Origin of the sequence: Streptomyces sp. NPDC093546 (assembly GCF_044765045.1) — a bacterium.
In the GTDB taxonomy this organism is placed as follows: Bacteria; Actinomycetota; Actinomycetes; order Streptomycetales; family Streptomycetaceae; genus Streptomyces.
Genome location: NZ_JBIWJG010000001.1, coordinates 400,443 through 419,033, shown reverse-complemented (window position 1 = coordinate 419,033; position 18,591 = coordinate 400,443). Strand labels below are relative to the sequence as shown.

Here is an 18,591-nt window from a genome sequence, read left to right as displayed (position 1 = left end):
GCGCAGGCATGCGCCGCGCGATGCGGGGCACAAGCACCGCACCCCCTCTGGGACGGCGATCCGTCCCTCACCGACGGCCCCCTGCCGCTCTTCCCCCCGGCGGCAGGGGGCCGCTTCCCTTCCTCGGGCGGACACGCCGCGGCCCCCGTACTCCACGCGGGAGTACGGGGGCCGGGGCGATGTCGCCGAAGGCGAGCCGGGGCGGGTCAGCCCTCGGTCACGCCGAGCTTCTCCAGGATCAGCTCGCGCACGCGGGCCGCGTCCGCCTGGCCGCGCGTGGCCTTCATGACCGCGCCGACCAGGGCGCCGGCCGCGGCCACCTTGCCGCCGCGGATCTTGTCCGCGATGGCGCCGTTGGCCGCGATCGCCTCGTCCACGGCCGCGCCCAGCGCTCCCTCGTCGGAGACGACCTTCAGGCCGCGCTTCTCCACGACGGTGTCCGGGTCGCCCTCGCCTGCGAGCACGCCTTCGATGACCTGGCGGGCCAGCTTGTCGTTGAGATCGCCGGACGTGACGAGCTCGGTGATGCGGGCGACCTGTGCCGGGGTGATGGGCAGCGCGTCCAGGGAGGTGCCGGACTCGTTGGCGTTGCGCGCCAGCTCGCCCATCCACCACTTGCGGGCCTGGTCGGACGGGGCGCCCGCCTCGGTCGTGGCGACGATGAGGTCGACGGCGCCCGCGTTGAGGATGGCCTGCATGTCCAGCTCGGAGACGCCCCACTCCTCGCGCAGCCGGTTGCGGCGCACGCGCGGCAGCTCCGGCAGCCCCTGGCGGAGCTCCTCGACCCACTCGCGGGACGGGGCGACGGGGACGAGGTCCGGCTCCGGGAAGTACCGGTAGTCCTCGGCCTCCTCCTTCACACGGCCGGAGGTCGTGGAGCCGTCCTCCTCGTGGAAGTGGCGGGTCTCCTGGATGACCGTGCCGCCGGCGTTCAGCACGCCCGCGTGGCGGCTGATCTCGAAGCGGACGGCCCGCTCCACGGAGCGCAGCGAGTTGACGTTCTTGGTCTCGCTGCGGGTGCCGAACTTCTCGACGCCGTGGGGGCGCAGCGACAGGTTCACGTCGCAGCGCATCTGGCCCATCTCCATCCGGGCCTCGGAGACGCCGAGCGCCTTGATGAGCTCGCGCAGCTCGGCGACGTACGCCTTGGCGACCTCGGGAGCGCGCTCGCCGGCGCCGGTGATCGGCTTGGTGACGATCTCGATCAGCGGGATGCCGGCGCGGTTGTAGTCGAGCAGGGAGTGCGACGCGCCGTGGATACGGCCGGTGGCGCCGCCGACGTGCGTCGACTTGCCGGTGTCCTCCTCCATGTGGGCGCGCTCGATCTCCACGCGGAAGATTTCGCCGTCCTCCAGCTGGACGTCCAGGTAGCCGTTGAAGGCGATCGGCTCGTCGTACTGGGAGGTCTGGAAGTTCTTCGGCATGTCCGGATAGAAGTAGTTCTTCCGGGCGAAGCGACACCATTCGGCGATCTCGCAGTTGAGGGCGAGGCCGATCTTGATGGCGGACTCGACGGCGGTGGCGTTGACCACCGGCAGCGAGCCCGGCATGCCGAGGCAGGTGGGGCAGGTCTGCGTGTTGGGGTCGGCGCCCAGCTCGGTCGAGCAGCCGCAGAACATCTTGGTCCTGGTGCCGAGCTCGACGTGCACCTCGAGGCCCATGACGGGGTCGTAGGCGGCGAGGGCGTCCTCGTACGGCACCAGTTCGGTGATGACGGTCACGGTGAAACTTTCCCTCTCAGCCCAGCAGGACGTCGTCGTCACCGGCGCGCTTGAGCTCGCGCAGCAGGATGGCGAGGCCGGTGGCGATGGCGGCGGCGGACACGACGGCGTCGAGCAGCAGGAGCGTGTCGCTCTCACCGCGGGCCTTGCGCAGCTGCTTGACCACGCTGACGGCGCCGAACGCGGTGGTGCCGATGGACAGATACGTACCGGTCTTGGACTTCTTGAAGCCCTTGGCCTTGGTCAGTGCGCTCACAGCGACGGAGCCTCCTCCAGCAGCGGGTGCCCCCACTTTTCCACGAAGGCGGCCTCGACGGCCGCACCGACCTTGTAGAGGCGGTCGTCCTTCATGGCGGGGGCGATGATCTGCAGGCCGACCGGGAGGTTGTCCTCCGGGGCGAGGCCGCAGGGCAGCGACATGGCGGCGTTGCCGGCCAGGTTGGTCGGGATGGTGCACAGATCGGCCAGGTACATCGCCATCGGGTCGTCGGCGCGCTCGCCGATCGGGAAGGCGGTGGTCGGCGTCGTCGGGGAGACGATCACGTCGACCTGCTCGAAGGCCTTCTCGAAGTCCCGGGTGATGAGCGTGCGGACCTTCTGCGCGGAGCCGTAGTACGCGTCGTAGTAGCCGGAGCTGAGCGCGTACGTGCCGAGCATGATGCGGCGCTTGACCTCGGGGCCGAAGCCGGCCTCGCGGGTGAGGGCGGTGACGTCCTCGGCGGAGCGCGTGCCGTCGTCGCCGACCCGCACGCCGTAGCGGAGGCCGTCGAACCGGGCGAGGTTGGAGGAGCACTCGGACGGGGCGATCAGGTAGTACGCGGAGAGAGCGAGGTCGAAGGACGGGCAGTCCAGCTCGACGATCTCGGCGCCGAGCTCCTTGAGCAGCTCGACGGACTCGTCGAACCGCTGGAGGACGCCGGCCTGGTAGCCCTCGCCGCGGAACTGCTTGACCACGCCGACGCGCATGCCCTGCACGGACCCATTGCGGGCCGCCTCGACGACCTGCGGGACCGGGGCGTCGATGGAGGTGGAGTCGAGCGGGTCGTGACCGCCGATGACCTCGTGGAGCAGCGCCGCGTCCAGGACCGTGCGGGCGCAGGGGCCGCCCTGGTCGAGGGAGGAGGAGAACGCCACCATGCCGTAGCGGGAGACGCCGCCGTACGTCGGCTTGACGCCGACCGTGCCGGTGACGGCGGCGGGCTGGCGGATGGAGCCGCCGGTGTCCGTGCCGATGGCGAGCGGGGCCTCGTAGGAGGCGAGGGCGGCGGAGGAGCCGCCGCCGGAGCCGCCGGGGATGCGGGTGAGGTCCCAGGGGTTGCCGGTCGGCCCGTACGCGCTGTTCTCGGTGGAGGAGCCCATGGCGAACTCGTCCATGTTGGTCTTGCCGAGGATGACGACGTCGGCGGCGCGCAGCTTCTGCACGAGCGTCGCGTCGTACGGCGGAAGCCAGCCTTCCAGGATCTTGGAGCCGACGGTGGTCGGCATGTCCCGGGTGGTGAAGATGTCCTTCAGCGCGAGGGGCACGCCCGCGAGGGGGCCGAGCTTCTCGCCCTTGGCGCGCTTCTCGTCGACGGCGCGGGCCTGGGCGAGGGCGCCCTCGCGGTCGACGTGCAGGAAGGCGTGGACCTTCTCGTCGACGGCCTCGATCCGGGCGAGGTGGGCCTCGGTGACCTCGACGGCGGTGAGCTCGCCGGAGGCGATCTTCTCCGCGATCTCGGCGGCGGTGAGCCTGATGATGTCCGTCATGGTCTTAGTCCTCCCCCAGGATCTGCGGCACCTTGAAACGCTGCTGCTCCTGGGCGGGCGCGCCGGAGAGCGCCTGCTCGGGGGTGAGCGAAGGACGGACCTCGTCCGGGCGCATGACGTTGGTCAGCGGCAGCGGGTGGGAGGTCGGCGGTACGTCTTGGTCGGCGACCTCGGAGACGCGGGCGACCGCGCCGATGATGTCGTCGAGCTGTCCGGCGAAGTGGTCGAGCTCTTCGCCCTTCAGTTCCAGACGCGCCAGCCGGGCGAGGTGGGCGACCTCCTCGCGCGTGATGCCAGGCATGCAGCGATCCTCAGGGGTGAGTGTGATGGTTTTGGCCCAATCCTATGGGGCCGGGCCCCGTGCCCGTGAAACGGTTTGCCGGGGGCGCCGCGGAGCCGCCGGGCGAGGGCCCGTACGGCGGCTCTACGGAACCACCTGGTCCGCGCTCTGGGGGGACGGGGGCGGCGGGGCCGGGAGTTCGGCCGGGGGCAGCTGGGCGGGGGCGGGGGTCTGGTGATCGCGGGCGCGCAGCCAGGCTGTGGTTTCGGCGGGGGGCATCGCGGCGGCGACCAGCCAGCCCTGGACGGCGTCGCAGCCCAGGTCCCGCAGACGCTCCCAGGTCTCGTCGTCCTCGACGCCCTCGGCGACGACGAGGAGGCCGAGGGAGTGGGCGAGGTCGACGGTGCAGCGGACGATCTCGGCGTCCTCGTTGTCCACGGCGAGGCGCGCCACGAAGGAGCGGTCGATCTTGAGCTCGCTCACCGGGAGGCGGCGCAGGTGAACCAGCGAGGAGTAGCCGGTGCCGAAGTCGTCGAGCGACATCTTGACGCCGTGGCCGGTGAGGCCGGCGAGGGTGTCGGCGGCGCGCTGGGGGTCCTCCAGCAGGACGTGCTCGGTTATCTCCAGTTGCAGGAATCCGGCGGGCACCCCGTGGCGGGCCAGCCGGGCGGCGACGGCGCCGGCGAAGCCGGGGCTGTGGACGTCGCGCGGGGAGACGTTGACGGCTACGGGGACCTCCAGGCCCTGGGCGCGCCACTTGGCGACCTGGCCGAGGGCGGTCTCCAGGACGTACTCGGTGAGGTGGGGCATCAGGCCGGAGGACTCGGCGATGGCGATGAACTCGTCCGGGGGGACCCGTCCGCGCTCCGGGTGGACCCAGCGGACCAGGGCCTCCAGGCCCGCCACATGGCCGTCGAAGCCGACCTTGGGCTGGTAGTGCAGCTCGACGTCGCCGGCGTCCAGGGCGCGCCGCAGGTCGCCGAGGAGGCCGAGCCGGTCCGGGGTGTTGGAGTCGCGCTTGGACTCGTACACCTCCACGCCCGTGCGGTCCCGCTTGGCCTGGTACATGGCGACGTCGGCGCGCTGGAGGAGCCCTTCGGCGTCGCGCGCGTGGTCGGGGAAGACCGCGACGCCCGCGCTGGCCTCCAGGACGAGCGTGAGGCCGTCGAGGTCGAGCGGCGAGGACAGCTCGGCGGCCAGCTGCCGGGCCACCCGCTGGGCGCTGGTCGTGGAGTCGGCGGTGGGCAGGAGGACGGCGAACTCGTCGCCGCCGAGCCGGGCCGCCTCGGCGCCGCGCGGCAGCGCCAGCCGGAGCCGGTCGGCGATCTGGAGCAGCAGCCGGTCGCCCGCCAGATGACCGAGCGTGTCGTTGACCGACCGGAAACGGTCGAGGTCGATCAGGACCAGCGCGGCACGGGCGCCCTCGCCCTCCGCGTCCTCCAGGGCGGTCCAGGTCCGCTCCAGCAGCCACTGGCGGTTGGGCAGCCCGGTCAGCGGGTCGCGCAGCTGCTCCTCGGCCCGCGCGCGGGCGATCCACAGCGTGGAGTCCAGCGCGATCAGCGGGACGGCGAACAGCGGCAGCAGCACCGGCAGGGAGACCGCCACCACGCAGATCAGCGGGGCGATGCCGAGCAGGGCGACCGCCACGAGCCCCTGGCGCAGCAGCGCGGTGCGGGCGGCCGTGGGCAGTCCGCCGCTCTGCGGGGCGAGCGTGTACCACAGCAGCAGCCGGGTCACCACCAGATACGCCGTGGCCGCCAGCGCCACCTCCGGGACGGCCTCGATCCCCCATTCGAGCGGTCGCCACGGGCGTTCGACGCTCGGTACGTCGCCGAAGGCGGCGAGCACCAGCGCCGCCGCCCCGATGCCGAGGATGTCCGCGGCGCCGTGCAGCAGCCCCTGGCGCCAGCGGTGCCGCCGGGCCACGCCCACCAGGACGACGACCGCGAGGCTGACCAGCCCGGCCGGCACCCACCCGTACAGGAGCAGCACCGCGAGGGTGAGCGCGGCGCCCGAGCCGGTGCCGCCCCACCAGCGGTCGCGGCCCAGCGCCACCAGGTGGCCGACGATGATGCCGGTGAGCACGGCGAGCGACCAGCCCGCCGCGGCGCCGGGGAAGAGCGCGTGGCCGTCGCGGACCGCGCTGAACAGCCCGGTCGCGAGGAGCAGTCCGGCCAGGACCACCACCATGGCGGGGAGCCTCGACGCGATGCCCTCGCAGGCCGCGTACACACACGGCCGTGAGACCGGGGCGGCACTCTCGGTCGGTTTCATTCCGTCCCTCTCACAGCCGGCTGTGCCGTTGCCACGTGATGGCCCGTTGTCATGCCACCACGGCCGAAACCGAAACTCCGCGGCCGCGCACGACAGGCGCACGTCTCAACAGTAGGCCGCGGAAGGCTTCGACGGGCACCGCTCTACAGCTCTTGCCCGAATGCGACCCGGCCACCCTTATCCATCTGGTATGCGCTGAACGGGTGATGATTTCCCATCGTTCCGTGTCCGGAACCCGTCCTTTCGCTCCTACTGTTCGAGCGGGAGCGCGGCGTCCTTCGCCGCGTCAGGACCCTGTTCCAGCAGGACGGTGAAGCCGTCCTCGTCCAGAACCGGAAGCTTCAGCTGCATGGCCTTGTCGTACTTGGAACCGGGATTGTCGCCGACGACCACGAAGGACGTCTTCTTCGAAACGGAACCCGTCACCTTCGCTCCGCGGCTCTGGAGCGCCTCTTTCGCGCCATCCCTGGTGTAGTTCCGCAGGGTGCCGGTCACGACGACCGTCAGCCCCTCCAGCGGGCGCGGCCCTTCGTCCTCCCCGGTGCTCTCCTCCTCCATCCGGACCCCGGCGGCCCGCCACTTGCGCAGGATCTCGCGGTGCCAGTCCACCTCGAACCACTGCTTGACCGAGGCCGCGATGGTGTCGGCGACGCCCTCGACGGCCGCCAGCTCCGCCTCGGTCGCCTGCTCGATGCGGTCGATGGAGCGGAACTCGCGCGCCAGCGCCTCCGCCGCCACCGGGCCGACGTGGCGGATCGACAGGCCCGTGATGATGCGGGCCAGCGGCCGCTGCTTGGCCGCCGCGATGTTCTCCAGCATCGCCAGCGCGTTCTTGCGCGGCTCGCCCTGCTGGTTGGCGAAGACCGTGACGATCTTCTCCTCGCCCGTCTTGGGGTCCCGCTTGGGCAGCCCGCTGTCCTGGTCCAGGACGTACGCCTTGATGGGCAGCAGCTGCTCGATCGTCAGGTCGAACAGGTCGCCCTCGTCCCTCAGCGGCGGCTCGGCCGGCTCCAGGGGCCTGGTCAGCGCGGCCGCCGCCACATAGCCGAAGTTCTCGATGTCGAGGGCCTTGCGGCCGCCCAGGTAGAAGAGGCGCTCGCGCAACTGCGCGGGGCACGTCTGCCCGTTCGGGCAGCGGAGGTCGACGTCGCCCTCCTTCATCGGGCGCAGCGGCGTGCCGCACTCGGGGCACTCGGACGGCATCACGAACTCCCGCTCGGTGCCGTCCCGCAGGTCCACCACGGGGCCGAGGATCTCCGGGATGACGTCACCGGCCTTGCGCAGCACCACCGTGTCGCCGATGAGCACGCCCTTGGCCTTGACCACGTCCTGGTTGTGGAGGGTGGCGAACTCGACCTCCGAGCCCGCGACCGTGACCGGCTCCACCTGGGCGTACGGCGTGACCCGGCCCGTGCGGCCCACGCCCACGCGGATGTCGATCAGCTTGGTGTTGACCTCCTCCGGCGCGTACTTCCAGGCGATCGCCCAGCGCGGGGCGCGGGAGGTGGAGCCGAGGCGCCCCTGGAGGGGGATCTCGTCGAGCTTGACGACCACGCCGTCGATCTCGTGCTCCACGGAGTGGCGGTGCTCGCCGAAGTACGCGATGAACTCCCGCACGCCCTCGATATCGTCGACCACCTTGTTGTGCCGGGCGGTCGGCAGGCCCCACTCGCGCAGCAGGCCGTACGCCTCCGACAGCCGGCTGATCTCCAGGCCCTCGCGGGCGCCGATGCCGTGCACCACCATGTGCAGCGGGCGGGTGGCGGTGACCTTCGGGTCCTTCTGGCGCAGCGAACCGGCCGCGGCGTTGCGCGGGTTGGCGAAGGGCTTGTCGCCGGCCTCCACCAGGCGGGCGTTGAGCTCCTCGAACTTCTCCATCGGGAAGTAGACCTCGCCGCGGATCTCGACGAGCTCCGGGATCCGCTCGCCCCTCAGCCGGTCCGGGACGTCCGCGATGGTGCGGACGTTCGGCGTGATGTCCTCGCCCGTGCGGCCGTCGCCGCGCGTCGCGGCGCGCGTCAGGCGCCCCTTCTCGTACGTCAGGTTCACGGCGAGGCCGTCGACCTTGAGCTCGCACAGGAAGTGGTACGCGGAGGTGCCGACCTCCTTGGCGACGCGGTCCGCCCAGGCGGCCAGCTCCGCGTCGTCGAAGGCGTTGTCCAGCGAGAGCATGCGCTCGCGGTGCTCGACGGCGGTGAACCCCGTCTCGTACGCCCCGGCGACCTTCTGGGTCGGCGAGTCGGGCGTCCGCAGCTCCGGATACTCCTCCTCCAGCGCCTCCAGCGCGCGCAGCAGCTTGTCGAACTCCGCGTCGCTGATGACCGGCTGGTCCTTCACGTAGTACCGGAAGCGGTGCTCCTCCACCTGCTCGGCCAGCTGCGCGTGCTTCTCCCGTACCTCGGCCGGCACCGCGTCCTGCTGTTCGACAGCCACCGTAATCCTCCCGTTGCCTACGTTACTCAGGGTTGTCCGCGAGCGATCTCGCCGCCCTGACGCAGTGGGCGAGCGCCGCCCGGGCGTACGCGGGCGAGGCGCCCGCCAGCCCGCACGACGGGGTGATCACCAGGGACTCCGCGAGAGCCCCCGGACGCAGCCCCAGCCTGCGCCACAGCGTCCTGACACCCATGACGCTACCGGCAGGGTCTGACAACGGGCCGTCGGTGGACCCCACGACGCCCGCGAACAGCTTCGTGCCGCCCTCGACCGCCTCACCGATCTGATCGTCGTCACGCTCGGTGATCAAAGAGAAATCGAACGAGATGCCCGCGGCGCCCGCCCTGCGCAGCAGCGCGAAGGGCACGTCGGGCGCGCACGAGTGCACGATCACCGGACCGTCGCTCACCCCGACGATGTCCCGCAGCGCGCCTTCCACCACCTGCCGGTCGACCGCCCGGTAGGTCCGGTAGCCGCTCGCCGTGCGCACCTGCCCGCGCAGGACGGCGGTGAGGGACGGCTCGTCCAGCTGCAGCACCACCCGCGCGCCCGGCACCCGGCGCCGTACGTCCGCGAGGTGGGCGCGCAACCCCTCGGCCAGCGACGCCGCCAGGTCGCGGCACGCGCCCGGATCGCCGAGCGCCGCCTCGCCGCCGCGCAGCTCCAGCGCGGCGGCCAGCGTCCACGGGCCCACGGCCTGGACCTTGACCGGCCCCTCGTACCCCTGCGTGTACTCCTCCAGTGCGTCGAGGTCCTCCCCGAGCCAGGACCGGGCACGCCGGGTGTCGCGGCCGGGGCGGTCGCTGATCCGCCAGCCGCTCGGCTCGAGGTGGGCGTACATCTCGACCAGCATCCCGAGGGTGCGTCCGATCATGTCGGCGCCGGGGCCGCGCGCGGGCAGTTCGGGGAGATGCGGGAAGTCCTCGAAGGACCCGGTGACGGTCTTGACGGCCTCACGCGCGTCGCCGCCCGGCATGGACCCGACCCCGGTGGCCGGGCCCCAGCTGAAGTCGTTGTTCTCGCTCACCCGGGAAGCGTACGCGCCGGCGTGAGGAGGCCCGTCGTCCCTACCGTCCCGGCCGTACCGTCAGGTCGTTGATCTCCGCGTCGCGCGGCAGGTCGAGCGCGGTGAGGATCGTGGTGGCGACGGACTCCGGGTCGATCCAGCGGGAGGCGTCGTACTCCTTGCCCTCCTGCTGGTGCACCTTGGCCTGCATGGGGCTGGCCGTACGGCCCGGGTAGACCGAGGTCACGCGTACGCCGTTGGCGTGCTCCTCGTGGCGCAGGGCGTCGGCCAGCGCCTTGAGGCCGTGCTTTGAGGCGGCGTACGCGGCCCACTCGGCGTGGGCGCTGAGACCGGCGCCGGAGTTGACGAAGACGACATGTCCCTGGGAGAGCCGCAGTTGGGGCAGGAGCAGCCGGGTGAGCTCGGCGGGGGCGAGCAGGTTCACGTCGAGCTGGTGGCGCCAGGTCTTGGGGGTCAGGTCGCCGACCGGGGCGAGGTCGACGACGCCCGCGACGTGCAGCAGCGAGTCGAGCCGGTCGGGGAGGGACTGGTGCGAGAAGGCCCAGGAGAGCCGGTCGGGGGTGGCGAGGTCGCCGACGAGCGTACGGGCACCCGGGTATGCCTCGGCCAGCTCCTTGGCGCGCCCGGCGTCGCGGGCCAGCAGGACGAGGTCGTCGCCCCGCGCGTGCAGCCGTCGCGCGATCGCCGCGCCGATGCCGGACCCTGCCCCGGTGATCAGATGTGTAGCCATACGAGCCATGCTCGCACTACCGGACCGGCTACTGGATCCGGCTACTGGATCCCGGCGGCCTCCTCGAGGTACGCGAGCGCCGAGACCCCGTCCTCCGCGAAGAACACCAGGTCGGTGAGGGGCACCGGCAGGAAGCCCTCGGCGTCCATCCGCCGGAACTGCTCCTTCAGGCCGTCGTAGAAGCCCGCCGTGTTCAAGAGCACCACCGGCTTGGCGTGCAGGCCGTGCTTCTTCAGCTCCAGGATCTCGGTGGCCTCGTCCAGGGTGCCGGTGCCGCCGACCATGATGACGATCGCGTCGGACTTGGCGAGCATCTGCGCCTTGCGCTCGGCGAGGTCCCTCGCGACGACCATCTCGTCCACGCCGTTCCTGGCCTTGTGGGACAGGAACTCCACGGAGACCCCCACGAGCCGCCCGCCCGCGTCCTGGACCCCGTCCGCCACGACCTTCATCAGGCCGGCGTCGGAGCCGCCCCAGACGAGCGTGTGGCCGCCCTTGCCGAGCAGCTCGGCGAATTCGCGGGCGGGGCCGGTGTAGCGGTCGTCGAGGTCGGCGGCGGAGAGGAAGACGCAGATGTTCATGGCGCAACGGTACGGGGAATCGGGGGCCGGGTGCCGCCGTTGGACCGGTCATGACGACGACAGGACACCGCATCACCGTCGAGCCGGGCACGGACCACGTACGCGTCGTTCACGGGGGCCGGGTGATCGCCGAGAGCCGGCGGCCGCTCGTGCTGCGGGAGACGGGCTGCCCGGTGCGCTACTACCTGCCGGTGGCGGACGTACGGATGGACCTGCTGTCCCCCTCGGACACGCACACGTACTGCCCGTTCAAGGGGACGGCGTCGTACTGGTCCCTGGACGGGGCGAAGGACGCGGCCTGGGCGTATCCCGAGCCCAAGGCGGAGGTCGCCGCGATCAAGGACCACCTCTGTTTCTACGAAACAGAGGTGATGTGACGCCGCGGCGATGAGTTTCGCGTCCGGCTCCGGTCTGCCCCCGTATGGAGAACCTGAACACGACGGTGCCGGAGTACGAGCGGCGCGGCGACGGACCGCCGCTGATCCTGGTGAGCGGGGCGCCCGGCACGGGCGCGGGTGAGGCGGCGCTCGCCCGGCTGCTGGCGCCGCGCTTCACCACGTACACCTACGACCGGCGCGGCGGGGAGACCGACCTCCAGGACCTGGCGGCGCTCATCGCGCGGGCGGGCGGCAGCGCGTACGTCCACGGCACCTCCTCGGGCGGGGTGCTCGCCCTGGAGGCGGCCGCGGCGGGGCTGCCGATCCGCCGGCTGTCGGTGTACGAGCCGCCGTACGGGGCCGTCCCGGCGCCGGCCGAGCGGCTGGCCGCCGTCTCCGCGCGCGTGCTGGTCCTCGACGGTGGCGCGAGCCCGGCCCGGACGCGCGACACGGCCCGCGCGGTCGCCGCGGCGGTGCCCCGCGCCCGGCACACCACCCTGACGGGCCAGGTACACGAGGTGGCACCGCAGGTGCTGGCGCCGGTGCTGCGGGGCTTCTTCGGGGAGGCCGCCGACTAGGAGCCGGGGACGAAGCCGACGAGGACCCGTCTTCCGGGTCAGGCCGTCGTGGCCGGCTCCGGGGCGTCGCGGCGCGTGGTCGTCGCGATCGTCGCCGAGCCGACCACGCGGGTGCCGTCGTAGAGGACGATCGCCTGGCCCGGGGCCACGCCCCGGACCGGCTCGGCGAAGGCGACGTGCAGTTCGCCGTCGACCAGCTCGGCCGTCACCGGCGTCTCGCCGCCGTGGGCGCGGAGCTGGGCCGTGTAGGTGCCGGGGCCCGAGGGGGCCGTGCCGCACCAGCGGGGCTTGATCGCGGTGAGGGCGGTGACGTCGAGGGCCTCGGCGGGGCCGACCGTGACGGTGTTGTTCACCGGGGAGATGTCCAGGACGTAGCGGGGCTTGCCGTCGGGCGCCGGGTGGCCGATGCGCAGGCCCTTGCGCTGGCCGATGGTGAAGCCGTACGCGCCGTCGTGGGTGCCGAGCTTGGTGCCGGTCTCGTCGACGATGTCGCCCTCCGCCTTGCCGAGGCGCGACGCCAGGAAGCCCTGGGTGTCGCCGTCGGCGATGAAGCAGATGTCGTGGCTATCGGGCTTCTTGGCGACGGCGAGGCCGCGGCGCTCGGCCTCGGCGCGGATCTCGTCCTTGGTGGTGAGCGTGTCGCCCAGCGGGAACATGGCGTGGGCGAGCTGCTTCTCGTCCAGGACGCCGAGGACGTACGACTGGTCCTTGGCCATGTCGGAGGCGCGGTGGAGCTCCCGGGTGCCGTCCTCCTTGGTCACCACGGTCGCGTAGTGGCCGGTGCAGACGGCGTCGAAGCCCAGCGCGAGCGCCTTGTCGAGCAGGGCCGCGAACTTGATCTTCTCGTTGCAGCGCAGGCACGGGTTGGGGGTGCGGCCCGCCTCGTACTCGGCGATGAAGTCCTCGACGACGTCCTCGCGGAACCGCTCGGCCAGGTCCCACACGTAGAACGGGATGCCGATGACGTCGGCCGCGCGGCGCGCGTCCCGCGAGTCCTCGATGGTGCAGCAGCCGCGTGCGCCGGTGCGGAAGGACTGCGGGTTCGCGGAGAGGGCCAGGTGCACCCCGGTGACGTCGTGGCCTGCTTCGGCGGCACGGGCGGCGGCGACGGCGGAGTCCACGCCGCCCGACATGGCGGCGAGGACACGGAGGGGGCGCTGGGGGGTCCGCTGCGGAGTCTGAGTCATAGCGCTACCAGGGTACGGGGCCGAGGGAAGCGTCCGGGAACCGAATAGGTACGCGCGTGCGTTGACGATCACATGGGGCGTACGGACAGGGCGGGGAAGCGACGGGTCGGCCGGCGCGCGGTGCTGATCGGCGGCGGCGCGGCCATGGCGGGCACGGCGGTGCTGGCCCGGGACGAGCTGAAGCGTGCCTGGTGGCGGCTGCCCGGCATGGAGAAGAAGCGCGTCGAGGGCGAGCTGGACCACCGGGGCGCGGAGTGGACGGCGGCGGCCCGGGCCAACTGGCGGCGCGCGGACCGCCCCGACGACTACACGATCGACCGGGTCGTCATCCATGTCGTCCAGGGCAGCTATCCGACCGCCCTGCGGGTCTTCAAGAACCCGGGGCACGGCGCCGCGACCCACTACGTCGTCCGCAAGGACGGGCACATCGCCCAGATGATCCGCGAGCTCGACGTGGCCTTCCACGCCGGGAACCGGGAGATGAACGAGCGCAGCATCGGCATCGAGCACGAGGGGTTCGTGGACCGCCCGCAGGACTTCACGGCGGCGATGTACGAAGCGTCGGCGCGGCTGACGGCGGGCATATGCGCGCGGTACGGCATACCCGCCGACCGGGAGCACGTCATCGGCCATGTGGAGGTGGAGGGCACGGATCACACCGACCCCGGTCCGCACTGGGACTGGGACCGGTACATGAAGCTGGTGCGCGCCGCGGCGCCCGCGGGATCCGGCTCCGGGTCCGCCGCTAGCTGAGGCCCGCCGTCCGCGCCCGCTCCACCGCCGGGCCGATGGCCTTCGCGACCGCCTCGACGTCCGCGTACGTGGAGGTGTGGCCGAGCGTGAAGCGCAGGGTGCCGCGCGCCAGGTCGGGGTCGATGCCGGTGGCGAGCAGGACGTGGCTGGGCTGGGCGATGCCGGCCGTGCAGGCGGAGCCGGTGGAGCACTCGATGCCCTGGGCGTCCAGGAGCAGCAGCAGCGAGTCGCCCTCGCAGCCGGGGAAGGCGAAGTGCGCGTTGGCGGCCAGGCGGCCCGCCGGGTCGGGGTCGCCGCCGAGGACGGCGTCCGGGACGGCCGTGCGGACGGCGTCGACAAGCGCGTCGCGCAAGGCGCCAACCTCGCGGGCGTACGCCTCCCGGCGCTCGGCGGCGAGGCGCCCGGCCACGGCGAAGGCGGCGACGGCCGGGACGTCGAGGGTGCCGGAGCGGACGTGGCGCTCCTGGCCGCCGCCGTGCAGCACCGGGACGGGGGTGTACTCGCGGCCCAGCAGCAGGGCGCCGATGCCGTACGGTCCGCCGATCTTGTGGCCCGAGACCGTCATGGCGGCTAGCCCCGAGTCGGCGAAGCCGACCGGGACCTGGCCGAAGGCCTGTACGGCGTCGGAGTGCAGGGGGACGCCGAACTCCCGCGCGACGGCGGCCAGTTCGGCGACCGGCATGATGGTGCCGATCTCGTTGTTGGCCCACATCACGGTGGCGAGCGCGACGCTGTCCGGGTCCCGCTCGATGGCCTCGCGCAGCGCGTCCGGGTGGACGCGCCCGTACGCGTCGACGCGCAGGTACTCGACCGTGGCGCCCTCCTGCTCGCCGAGCCAGTGCACGGCGTCCAGGACGGCGTGGTGCTCGACGGGGCTGGCCAGCACCCGCGTGCGGCGCGGGTCGGCGGCCCTGCGGGCCCAGAAGAGGCCCTTGACGGCGAGGTTGTCGGCCTCGGTGCCGCCGGAGGTGAGGACGACCTCGCTGGGGCGTGCCCCCAGCGCCTCGGCGAGGGTCTCGCGGGCCTCCTCGACGGTACGGCGGGCCCGGCGCCCGGCGGAGTGCAGCGAGGACGCGTTGCCGGTGACGGGGAGCTGGGCGGTCATCGCCTCGATCGCCTCCGGGAGCATCGGAGTCGTCGCGGCGTGGTCGAGGTAGGCCATGGTGCCTCGATTCTACGAGGCGGGGGCCGGGTGGCGTCCTCGCCCGCGAGCACCCGGCCGGACGCCGGCTATGACCGGGGCGCGCGGGCGAGTTGGCGGGACTGGGCGACGAGGCGGTCGGCGCTGTCCCAGACCTCGGCGTCCTCCTCCAGGAAGCCGCCGGCGAGGTTGCGCGTGGTGATGGCGACCCGCAGCGGTCCGGGGGCGGGGCGGCAGCGTATGTGGGTGGTGAGTTCGACGGTCGGGGTCCAGCCCTTGAGGCCCAGCTCGAAGGAGGTCGGCGGCAGCGCGTCGACGGTGAGGAGGAGGGACAGCGGGTCCGGGTCGCGGCCGTCGGCGAGGCCGAACCAGCCACGCATCTCGCCCTTGCCGGACGGGGCGCCGAGGGCCCAGCCGAGGGTCGCGGGGTCGAGCTTGATGTCGAGGCGCTCGGTGATCGCGGAGGAGCCCGGGATCTGCGGGGCCGGGCCGTCGGAGGGGCCGAAGCAGTGCTCGCGCGGCGGGATGGCGGGCGGCTTGGCGGTGGTGCGGACGTCGTCGGGGAGGGCGTCGAGGTCGCCGTAGGAGGCGAGGACCCGGATGCGCTCGACCTCGGAGCCGTCGTCCGCGTACTGGAAGAGGGACGCCTGGCCGGTGGAGAGGGTGCGGCCGGTGCGGACGGTCTCGGTGCGGATCACGGCGGGTCCGGGCACCGACGGCGTGAGGTAGTGCGCCGAGATCGTGAACGGGTCGGGGTGCGGCAGGGCGTCCCCGAGAGCGCGTCCGAGCAGGGCGAGGAGGTAGCCGCCGTTGACGGCGTGGATGATCGTCCAGCCGGCGGAGAGCTCGGCGTCGTAGACGCCCGGCTCGCGCAGGGTCACCGCGGTGTCGCGGTCGAACTCGAACTCGCTGTCCATGGCACGGAACCGTACAACAAGTAACTACTAAGCGGTAGCTTTCTGCGGGAGTTCGTCCTCGGAGCGCGCCGAGCGACGGTTCCAGGCCCGGGGCGCACGCCAGTGGAAGCGCAGGGCCAGCAGGCGCAGGACGAACGTGGTGAGGGCGGCGAGGCCACTGGTGAAGGGGTTCAGCACATCGAAGCGGATGCAGAGCGCGACCATGGTGGCGCCGACGATCGCGGGCACGGCGTACAGGTCCCGGTCCCAGCGCAGCAGCGAGGGCACCTCGTTGGCGAGCACGTCGCGCAGCACGCCGCCCCCGACGCCGGTCGCGAGGCCGAGCACGGCGGAGAAGGTCAGACCGAGGCCGTGCTCGTACGCCTTCGTCGTGCCCGACACGCAGAAGAGGCCGAGGCCGGCGGCGTCGAAGACGTTCACCGCGGTCTGGGTGCGCTCCACCTGCGGGTGCAGGAAGAAGACCAGGACCGTGGCGACCAGCGGCATCACGAAGTAACCGAGATCGGTGAACGCGGCGGGCGGTACGGCGCCGATGACGAGGTCCCGGAACAGCCCTCCGCCCAGCGCCGTGACCTCCGCGAGGACGGCGATGCCGAACACGTCGAAGTTCTTGCGTACGGCGAGCAGCGCGCCCGAGATCGCGAAGACGAAGATCCCGACGAGCTCGAGCGCGTGTTGGACGGAGGGCGTGAAGAGTTCCTGGAGCACCGGACAGTTCTACATCGTCCGGTGCTCCCGGCCGTCATACGACCTGGTCCGCCGCCTTCGGATCGGCTTCAGGCTCCGGCTCGGCAGCCACCGCCGCCGTCTCCGTGACCGCCTCGATGCCCGTCGCGCGGGTCCGCTCGACCGTGCCCGCCTCGATCTCGGCCGCGAAGTGGCAGGCCACCTTGTGGCCCCCGCCCGCGTCCCGCAGCTCCGGCCGGTCCGTCGCGCACAGCGTGTCCTGCTTCCACGGGCAGCGCGTGTGGAAGCGGCACCCGGTGGGCGGGTTCGCGGGCGACGGGAGGTCGCCGTGGAGCAGGATCCGCTCGCGGCGGTCCTCGACCTCCGGGTCCGGCACCGGCACCGCCGACATCAGGGCCTTGGTGTACGGGTGCTTCGGCGCGGCGTACAGCGCGTCGCTCGGCGCCTCCTCCACCAGGGAGCCCAGGTACATCACGCCGATGACGTCCGAGATGTGGCGGACCACGGCCAGGTCGTGCGCGATGACCAGGTACGTCAGGCCCAGCTGCTCCTGGAGCTCCTCCAGGAGGTTGACGACCTGCGCCTGGATCGACACGTCGAGCGCGGAGACCGGCTCGTCGCAGATGATCAGGTCCGGTTCGAGGACCAGCGCGCGGGCGATGCCGATGCGCTGGCGCTGGCCTCCGGAGAACTCGTGCGGGTAGCGGGACAGGGCGTTGTCCGGGAGGCCGACCCGCGCGAGGATCGCCTTGATCTTCTCGCGGCGCTCCTCCTGGTTGGCGCCGATCCCGTGCGCGGCCATCCCCTCGGAGAGGATCGACTCGATGTTCTGGCGCGGGTTGAGGCTGCCCAGCGGGTCCTGGAACACCATCTGGAGCCGCCGCCGGAAGCGGCGCATCTCCTCGTCCGGCAGCTTCGCCAGGTCCGTACCGTCGAAGACGGCCTCGCCGTCCGTGACGTCGACCAGGCGCAGCACCGCGCGCCCCAGCGTCGTCTTGCCGCAGCCGGACTCGCCGACGAGCCCGTACGTCTGGCCGGACTCGACGGAGAGGGAGACGTCGTCGACCGCGTACACATGGCCGACCGTGCGGTCGAAGATCATGCCCTTGCGGATGGGGAAGTGGACCTTCAGGTCCTTGAGTTCGAGCAGGCTCATGCCGAGACCTCCGCCGTGGGCAGGACCGGGGGCAGGACCGGGTTGACGCAGCGCACCTGGTGTCCGGCCGCTCGTGGTTCGGTCAGTTCGGGGGTGCCGGTGAGGCACTCCATCGTGTAGTGGTCGCAGCGGGGCGCGAAGGCGCAGCCGTCGGCCCAGGCGATCTTGTCGTTGATGGAGCCGCGGATGGGGTTGAGCGGCTCGCCGCGCGGGGCGTCCAGGCGCGGGATGGAGCCGAGCAGGCCGTGCGCGTACGGGTGGGTGGGGTGCGCGAACAGCTCGCGGCGGCCCGCGGACTCCACCACCTTGCCCGCGTACAGGACGTTGACCTGGTCGCACAGTCCGGCGACGACGCCCAGGTCGTGGGTGATCATCAGCAGGGCGGTGCCCTCCTGGTCCACCAGTTCCTTGAGCAGCTCCAGGATCTGCGCCTGGATGGTGACGTCCAGGGCGGTGGTCGGCTCGTCGGCGATGAGCAGGCGGGGGGCGCACGCCACCGCCATGGCGATGAGCGCGCGCTGGCGCATGCCGCCGGACAGCTGGTGCGGGTACTCCTTGAGGCGCCGGCTCGGGTCCGGGATGCCGACCCGGTCGAGCAGGGACGCGGCCTCCTTGCGGGCGGACTCGCCCTTCAGGCCCCGGTGGCGCTCCAGGATCTCGGTGACCTGGACCCCGATGGGTACCACCGGGTTCAGCGACGACAGCGGGTCCTGGAAGATCATCGCGATCTGGCTGCCGCGCATGTCGCGCAGCTGCTTGGGGCTCATGGTCAGCAGGTCGGCGCCGTCGAAGTCGGCGCGGCCGGTGACCGTGACGCCCTTGCGCGGCAGCAGGCCCATCAGCGCGAGCGAGGTCACGGACTTGCCGCAGCCCGACTCGCCGACCAGGCCGACGACCTGGCCCTGGTCGACGGCGAAGGAGACGCCGTCCACGGCCGTCGAGGGCGTACGGCCGCGCCCGCCGAAGGTGACGGTGAGTTCGTCAACAGAGAGCAGTGGCATGG

At 72.3% G+C, this 18,591-nt stretch carries 18 protein-coding genes; 3 read left to right on the top strand and 15 right to left on the bottom strand.

Going from position 1 to position 18,591, the window contains the following annotated elements:
- Window positions 1–206 precede the first annotated feature (206 nt).
- The 9 genes from gatB to ACIRNI_RS01770 form a co-directional block, all read right to left on the bottom strand.
- Window positions 207–1,721, bottom strand: coding sequence for an Asp-tRNA(Asn)/Glu-tRNA(Gln) amidotransferase subunit GatB (gene gatB, locus ACIRNI_RS01810; RefSeq protein WP_403547417.1), 1,515 nt, complete (start codon window positions 1,719–1,721; stop codon window positions 207–209).
- Window positions 1,722–1,737: 16 nt separating this feature from the next.
- Window positions 1,738–1,977: a hypothetical protein gene (locus ACIRNI_RS01805; protein WP_355363424.1), complete on the bottom strand. Its 240-nt coding sequence runs from the start codon at window positions 1,975–1,977 to the stop codon at window positions 1,738–1,740.
- Window positions 1,974–3,467 carry an Asp-tRNA(Asn)/Glu-tRNA(Gln) amidotransferase subunit GatA gene (gene gatA / locus ACIRNI_RS01800; RefSeq protein WP_403547416.1) on the bottom strand — a complete coding sequence of 498 codons (1,494 nt, stop codon included), beginning with the start codon at window positions 3,465–3,467 and terminating at the stop codon, window positions 1,974–1,976. The genes ACIRNI_RS01805 and gatA overlap by 4 nt, the downstream gene beginning before the upstream one ends.
- A gap of 4 nt (window positions 3,468–3,471) precedes the next feature.
- On the bottom strand, window positions 3,472–3,768 hold the full coding sequence (gene gatC / locus ACIRNI_RS01795; RefSeq protein WP_355363428.1) for an Asp-tRNA(Asn)/Glu-tRNA(Gln) amidotransferase subunit GatC: 297 nt from the start codon (window positions 3,766–3,768) through the stop codon (window positions 3,472–3,474).
- A 123-nt stretch (window positions 3,769–3,891) separates the two neighbouring features.
- On the bottom strand, window positions 3,892–5,937 hold the full coding sequence (locus ACIRNI_RS01790; protein ID WP_403547414.1) for a putative bifunctional diguanylate cyclase/phosphodiesterase: 2,046 nt from the start codon (window positions 5,935–5,937) through the stop codon (window positions 3,892–3,894).
- A gap of 333 nt (window positions 5,938–6,270) precedes the next feature.
- On the bottom strand, window positions 6,271–8,454 hold the full coding sequence (ligA, locus tag ACIRNI_RS01785) for an NAD-dependent DNA ligase LigA (RefSeq protein ID WP_403547412.1): 2,184 nt from the start codon (window positions 8,452–8,454) through the stop codon (window positions 6,271–6,273).
- Window positions 8,455–8,476: 22 nt separating this feature from the next.
- Entirely contained in the window at window positions 8,477–9,481 is a 1,005-nt protein-coding gene (locus tag ACIRNI_RS01780; RefSeq protein WP_403547410.1) for a methionine synthase, read from the bottom strand.
- Between the two features lie 40 nt (window positions 9,482–9,521).
- The gene (locus tag ACIRNI_RS01775; protein ID WP_403547408.1) at window positions 9,522–10,220 is read right to left on the bottom strand and encodes an SDR family oxidoreductase; all 699 of its coding nucleotides are present in this window, start codon (window positions 10,218–10,220) and stop codon (window positions 9,522–9,524) included.
- A gap of 32 nt (window positions 10,221–10,252) precedes the next feature.
- A complete protein-coding gene (locus ACIRNI_RS01770) occupies window positions 10,253–10,792 on the bottom strand; it encodes a TIGR00730 family Rossman fold protein (RefSeq protein ID WP_403547407.1) in 540 nt (179 codons plus the stop codon).
- A 50-nt stretch (window positions 10,793–10,842) separates the two neighbouring features.
- Here ACIRNI_RS01770 and ACIRNI_RS01765 point away from each other — a divergent pair, with 50 nt between their 5' ends.
- Both ACIRNI_RS01765 and ACIRNI_RS01760 read left to right on the top strand, forming a co-directional pair.
- On the top strand, window positions 10,843–11,169 hold the full coding sequence (locus ACIRNI_RS01765; protein ID WP_403547405.1) for a DUF427 domain-containing protein: 327 nt from the start codon (window positions 10,843–10,845) through the stop codon (window positions 11,167–11,169).
- Window positions 11,170–11,213: 44 nt separating this feature from the next.
- Window positions 11,214–11,747, top strand: a complete 534-nt coding sequence (locus tag ACIRNI_RS01760) for an alpha/beta fold hydrolase (protein WP_403547403.1) — start codon at window positions 11,214–11,216, stop codon at window positions 11,745–11,747.
- Window positions 11,748–11,785: 38 nt separating this feature from the next.
- Here ACIRNI_RS01760 and mnmA read toward each other — a convergent pair whose 3' ends face one another.
- Window positions 11,786–12,934: a tRNA 2-thiouridine(34) synthase MnmA gene (mnmA, locus tag ACIRNI_RS01755; protein WP_403547402.1), complete on the bottom strand. Its 1,149-nt coding sequence runs from the start codon at window positions 12,932–12,934 to the stop codon at window positions 11,786–11,788.
- Window positions 12,935–13,006: 72 nt separating this feature from the next.
- Here mnmA and ACIRNI_RS01750 point away from each other — a divergent pair, with 72 nt between their 5' ends.
- Window positions 13,007–13,687 (top strand): N-acetylmuramoyl-L-alanine amidase, encoded by a 681-nt coding sequence (locus ACIRNI_RS01750; RefSeq protein ID WP_403547400.1) that lies wholly within the window; start codon window positions 13,007–13,009, stop codon window positions 13,685–13,687.
- Here the strand turns inward: ACIRNI_RS01750 and ACIRNI_RS01745 are convergent.
- The 5 genes from ACIRNI_RS01745 to ACIRNI_RS01725 all read right to left on the bottom strand — a co-directional run bounded on the left by ACIRNI_RS01745 (window position 13,680) and on the right by ACIRNI_RS01725 (window position 18,589).
- Window positions 13,680–14,849 carry a cysteine desulfurase family protein gene (locus ACIRNI_RS01745; RefSeq protein WP_403547398.1) on the bottom strand — a complete coding sequence of 390 codons (1,170 nt, stop codon included), beginning with the start codon at window positions 14,847–14,849 and terminating at the stop codon, window positions 13,680–13,682. The genes ACIRNI_RS01750 and ACIRNI_RS01745 overlap by 8 nt on opposite strands.
- Window positions 14,850–14,917: 68 nt before the next feature.
- Window positions 14,918–15,745, bottom strand: a complete 828-nt coding sequence (locus tag ACIRNI_RS01740; protein WP_403547396.1) for a thioesterase family protein — start codon at window positions 15,743–15,745, stop codon at window positions 14,918–14,920.
- 27 nt (window positions 15,746–15,772) lie between these two features.
- A complete protein-coding gene (locus tag ACIRNI_RS01735; protein WP_403547394.1) occupies window positions 15,773–16,453 on the bottom strand; it encodes a trimeric intracellular cation channel family protein in 681 nt (226 codons plus the stop codon).
- A 34-nt stretch (window positions 16,454–16,487) separates the two neighbouring features.
- Entirely contained in the window at window positions 16,488–17,588 is a 1,101-nt protein-coding gene (locus ACIRNI_RS01730) for an ABC transporter ATP-binding protein (protein ID WP_403547392.1), read from the bottom strand.
- Complete coding sequence (locus ACIRNI_RS01725) at window positions 17,585–18,589, bottom strand: ABC transporter ATP-binding protein (protein ID WP_403547391.1); 1,005 nt, start codon at window positions 18,587–18,589, stop codon at window positions 17,585–17,587. The genes ACIRNI_RS01730 and ACIRNI_RS01725 overlap by 4 nt, the downstream gene beginning before the upstream one ends.
- Between the last annotated feature and the right edge of the window lie 2 nt (window positions 18,590–18,591).

Bases quoted from the DNA above. Each gene is read 5' to 3' on its own strand.
- gatA (WP_403547416.1), bottom strand. From the start codon at position 3,467: ATGACGGACATCATCAGGCTCACCGCCGCCGAGATCGCGGAGAAGATC.
- gatC (WP_355363428.1), bottom strand. From the start codon at position 3,768: ATGCCTGGCATCACGCGCGAGGAGGTCGCCCACCTCGCCCGGCTGGCG.
- ACIRNI_RS01790 (WP_403547414.1), bottom strand. From the start codon at position 5,937: ATGGTGGTGGTCCTGGCCGGACTGCTCCTCGCGACCGGGCTGTTCAGC.
- ACIRNI_RS01775 (WP_403547408.1), bottom strand. From the start codon at position 10,220: ATGGCTCGTATGGCTACACATCTGATCACCGGGGCAGGGTCCGGCATC.
- ACIRNI_RS01770 (WP_403547407.1), bottom strand. From the start codon at position 10,792: ATGAACATCTGCGTCTTCCTCTCCGCCGCCGACCTCGACGACCGCTAC.
- ACIRNI_RS01765 (WP_403547405.1), top strand. From the start codon at position 10,843: ATGACGACGACAGGACACCGCATCACCGTCGAGCCGGGCACGGACCAC.
- ACIRNI_RS01760 (WP_403547403.1), top strand. From the start codon at position 11,214: ATGGAGAACCTGAACACGACGGTGCCGGAGTACGAGCGGCGCGGCGAC.
- mnmA (WP_403547402.1), bottom strand. From the start codon at position 12,934: ATGACTCAGACTCCGCAGCGGACCCCCCAGCGCCCCCTCCGTGTCCTC.
- ACIRNI_RS01750 (WP_403547400.1), top strand. From the start codon at position 13,007: ATGGGGCGTACGGACAGGGCGGGGAAGCGACGGGTCGGCCGGCGCGCG.
- ACIRNI_RS01745 (WP_403547398.1), bottom strand. From the start codon at position 14,849: ATGGCCTACCTCGACCACGCCGCGACGACTCCGATGCTCCCGGAGGCG.
- ACIRNI_RS01740 (WP_403547396.1), bottom strand. From the start codon at position 15,745: ATGGACAGCGAGTTCGAGTTCGACCGCGACACCGCGGTGACCCTGCGC.
- ACIRNI_RS01730 (WP_403547392.1), bottom strand. From the start codon at position 17,588: ATGAGCCTGCTCGAACTCAAGGACCTGAAGGTCCACTTCCCCATCCGC.
- ACIRNI_RS01725 (WP_403547391.1), bottom strand. From the start codon at position 18,589: ATGCCACTGCTCTCTGTTGACGAACTCACCGTCACCTTCGGCGGGCGC.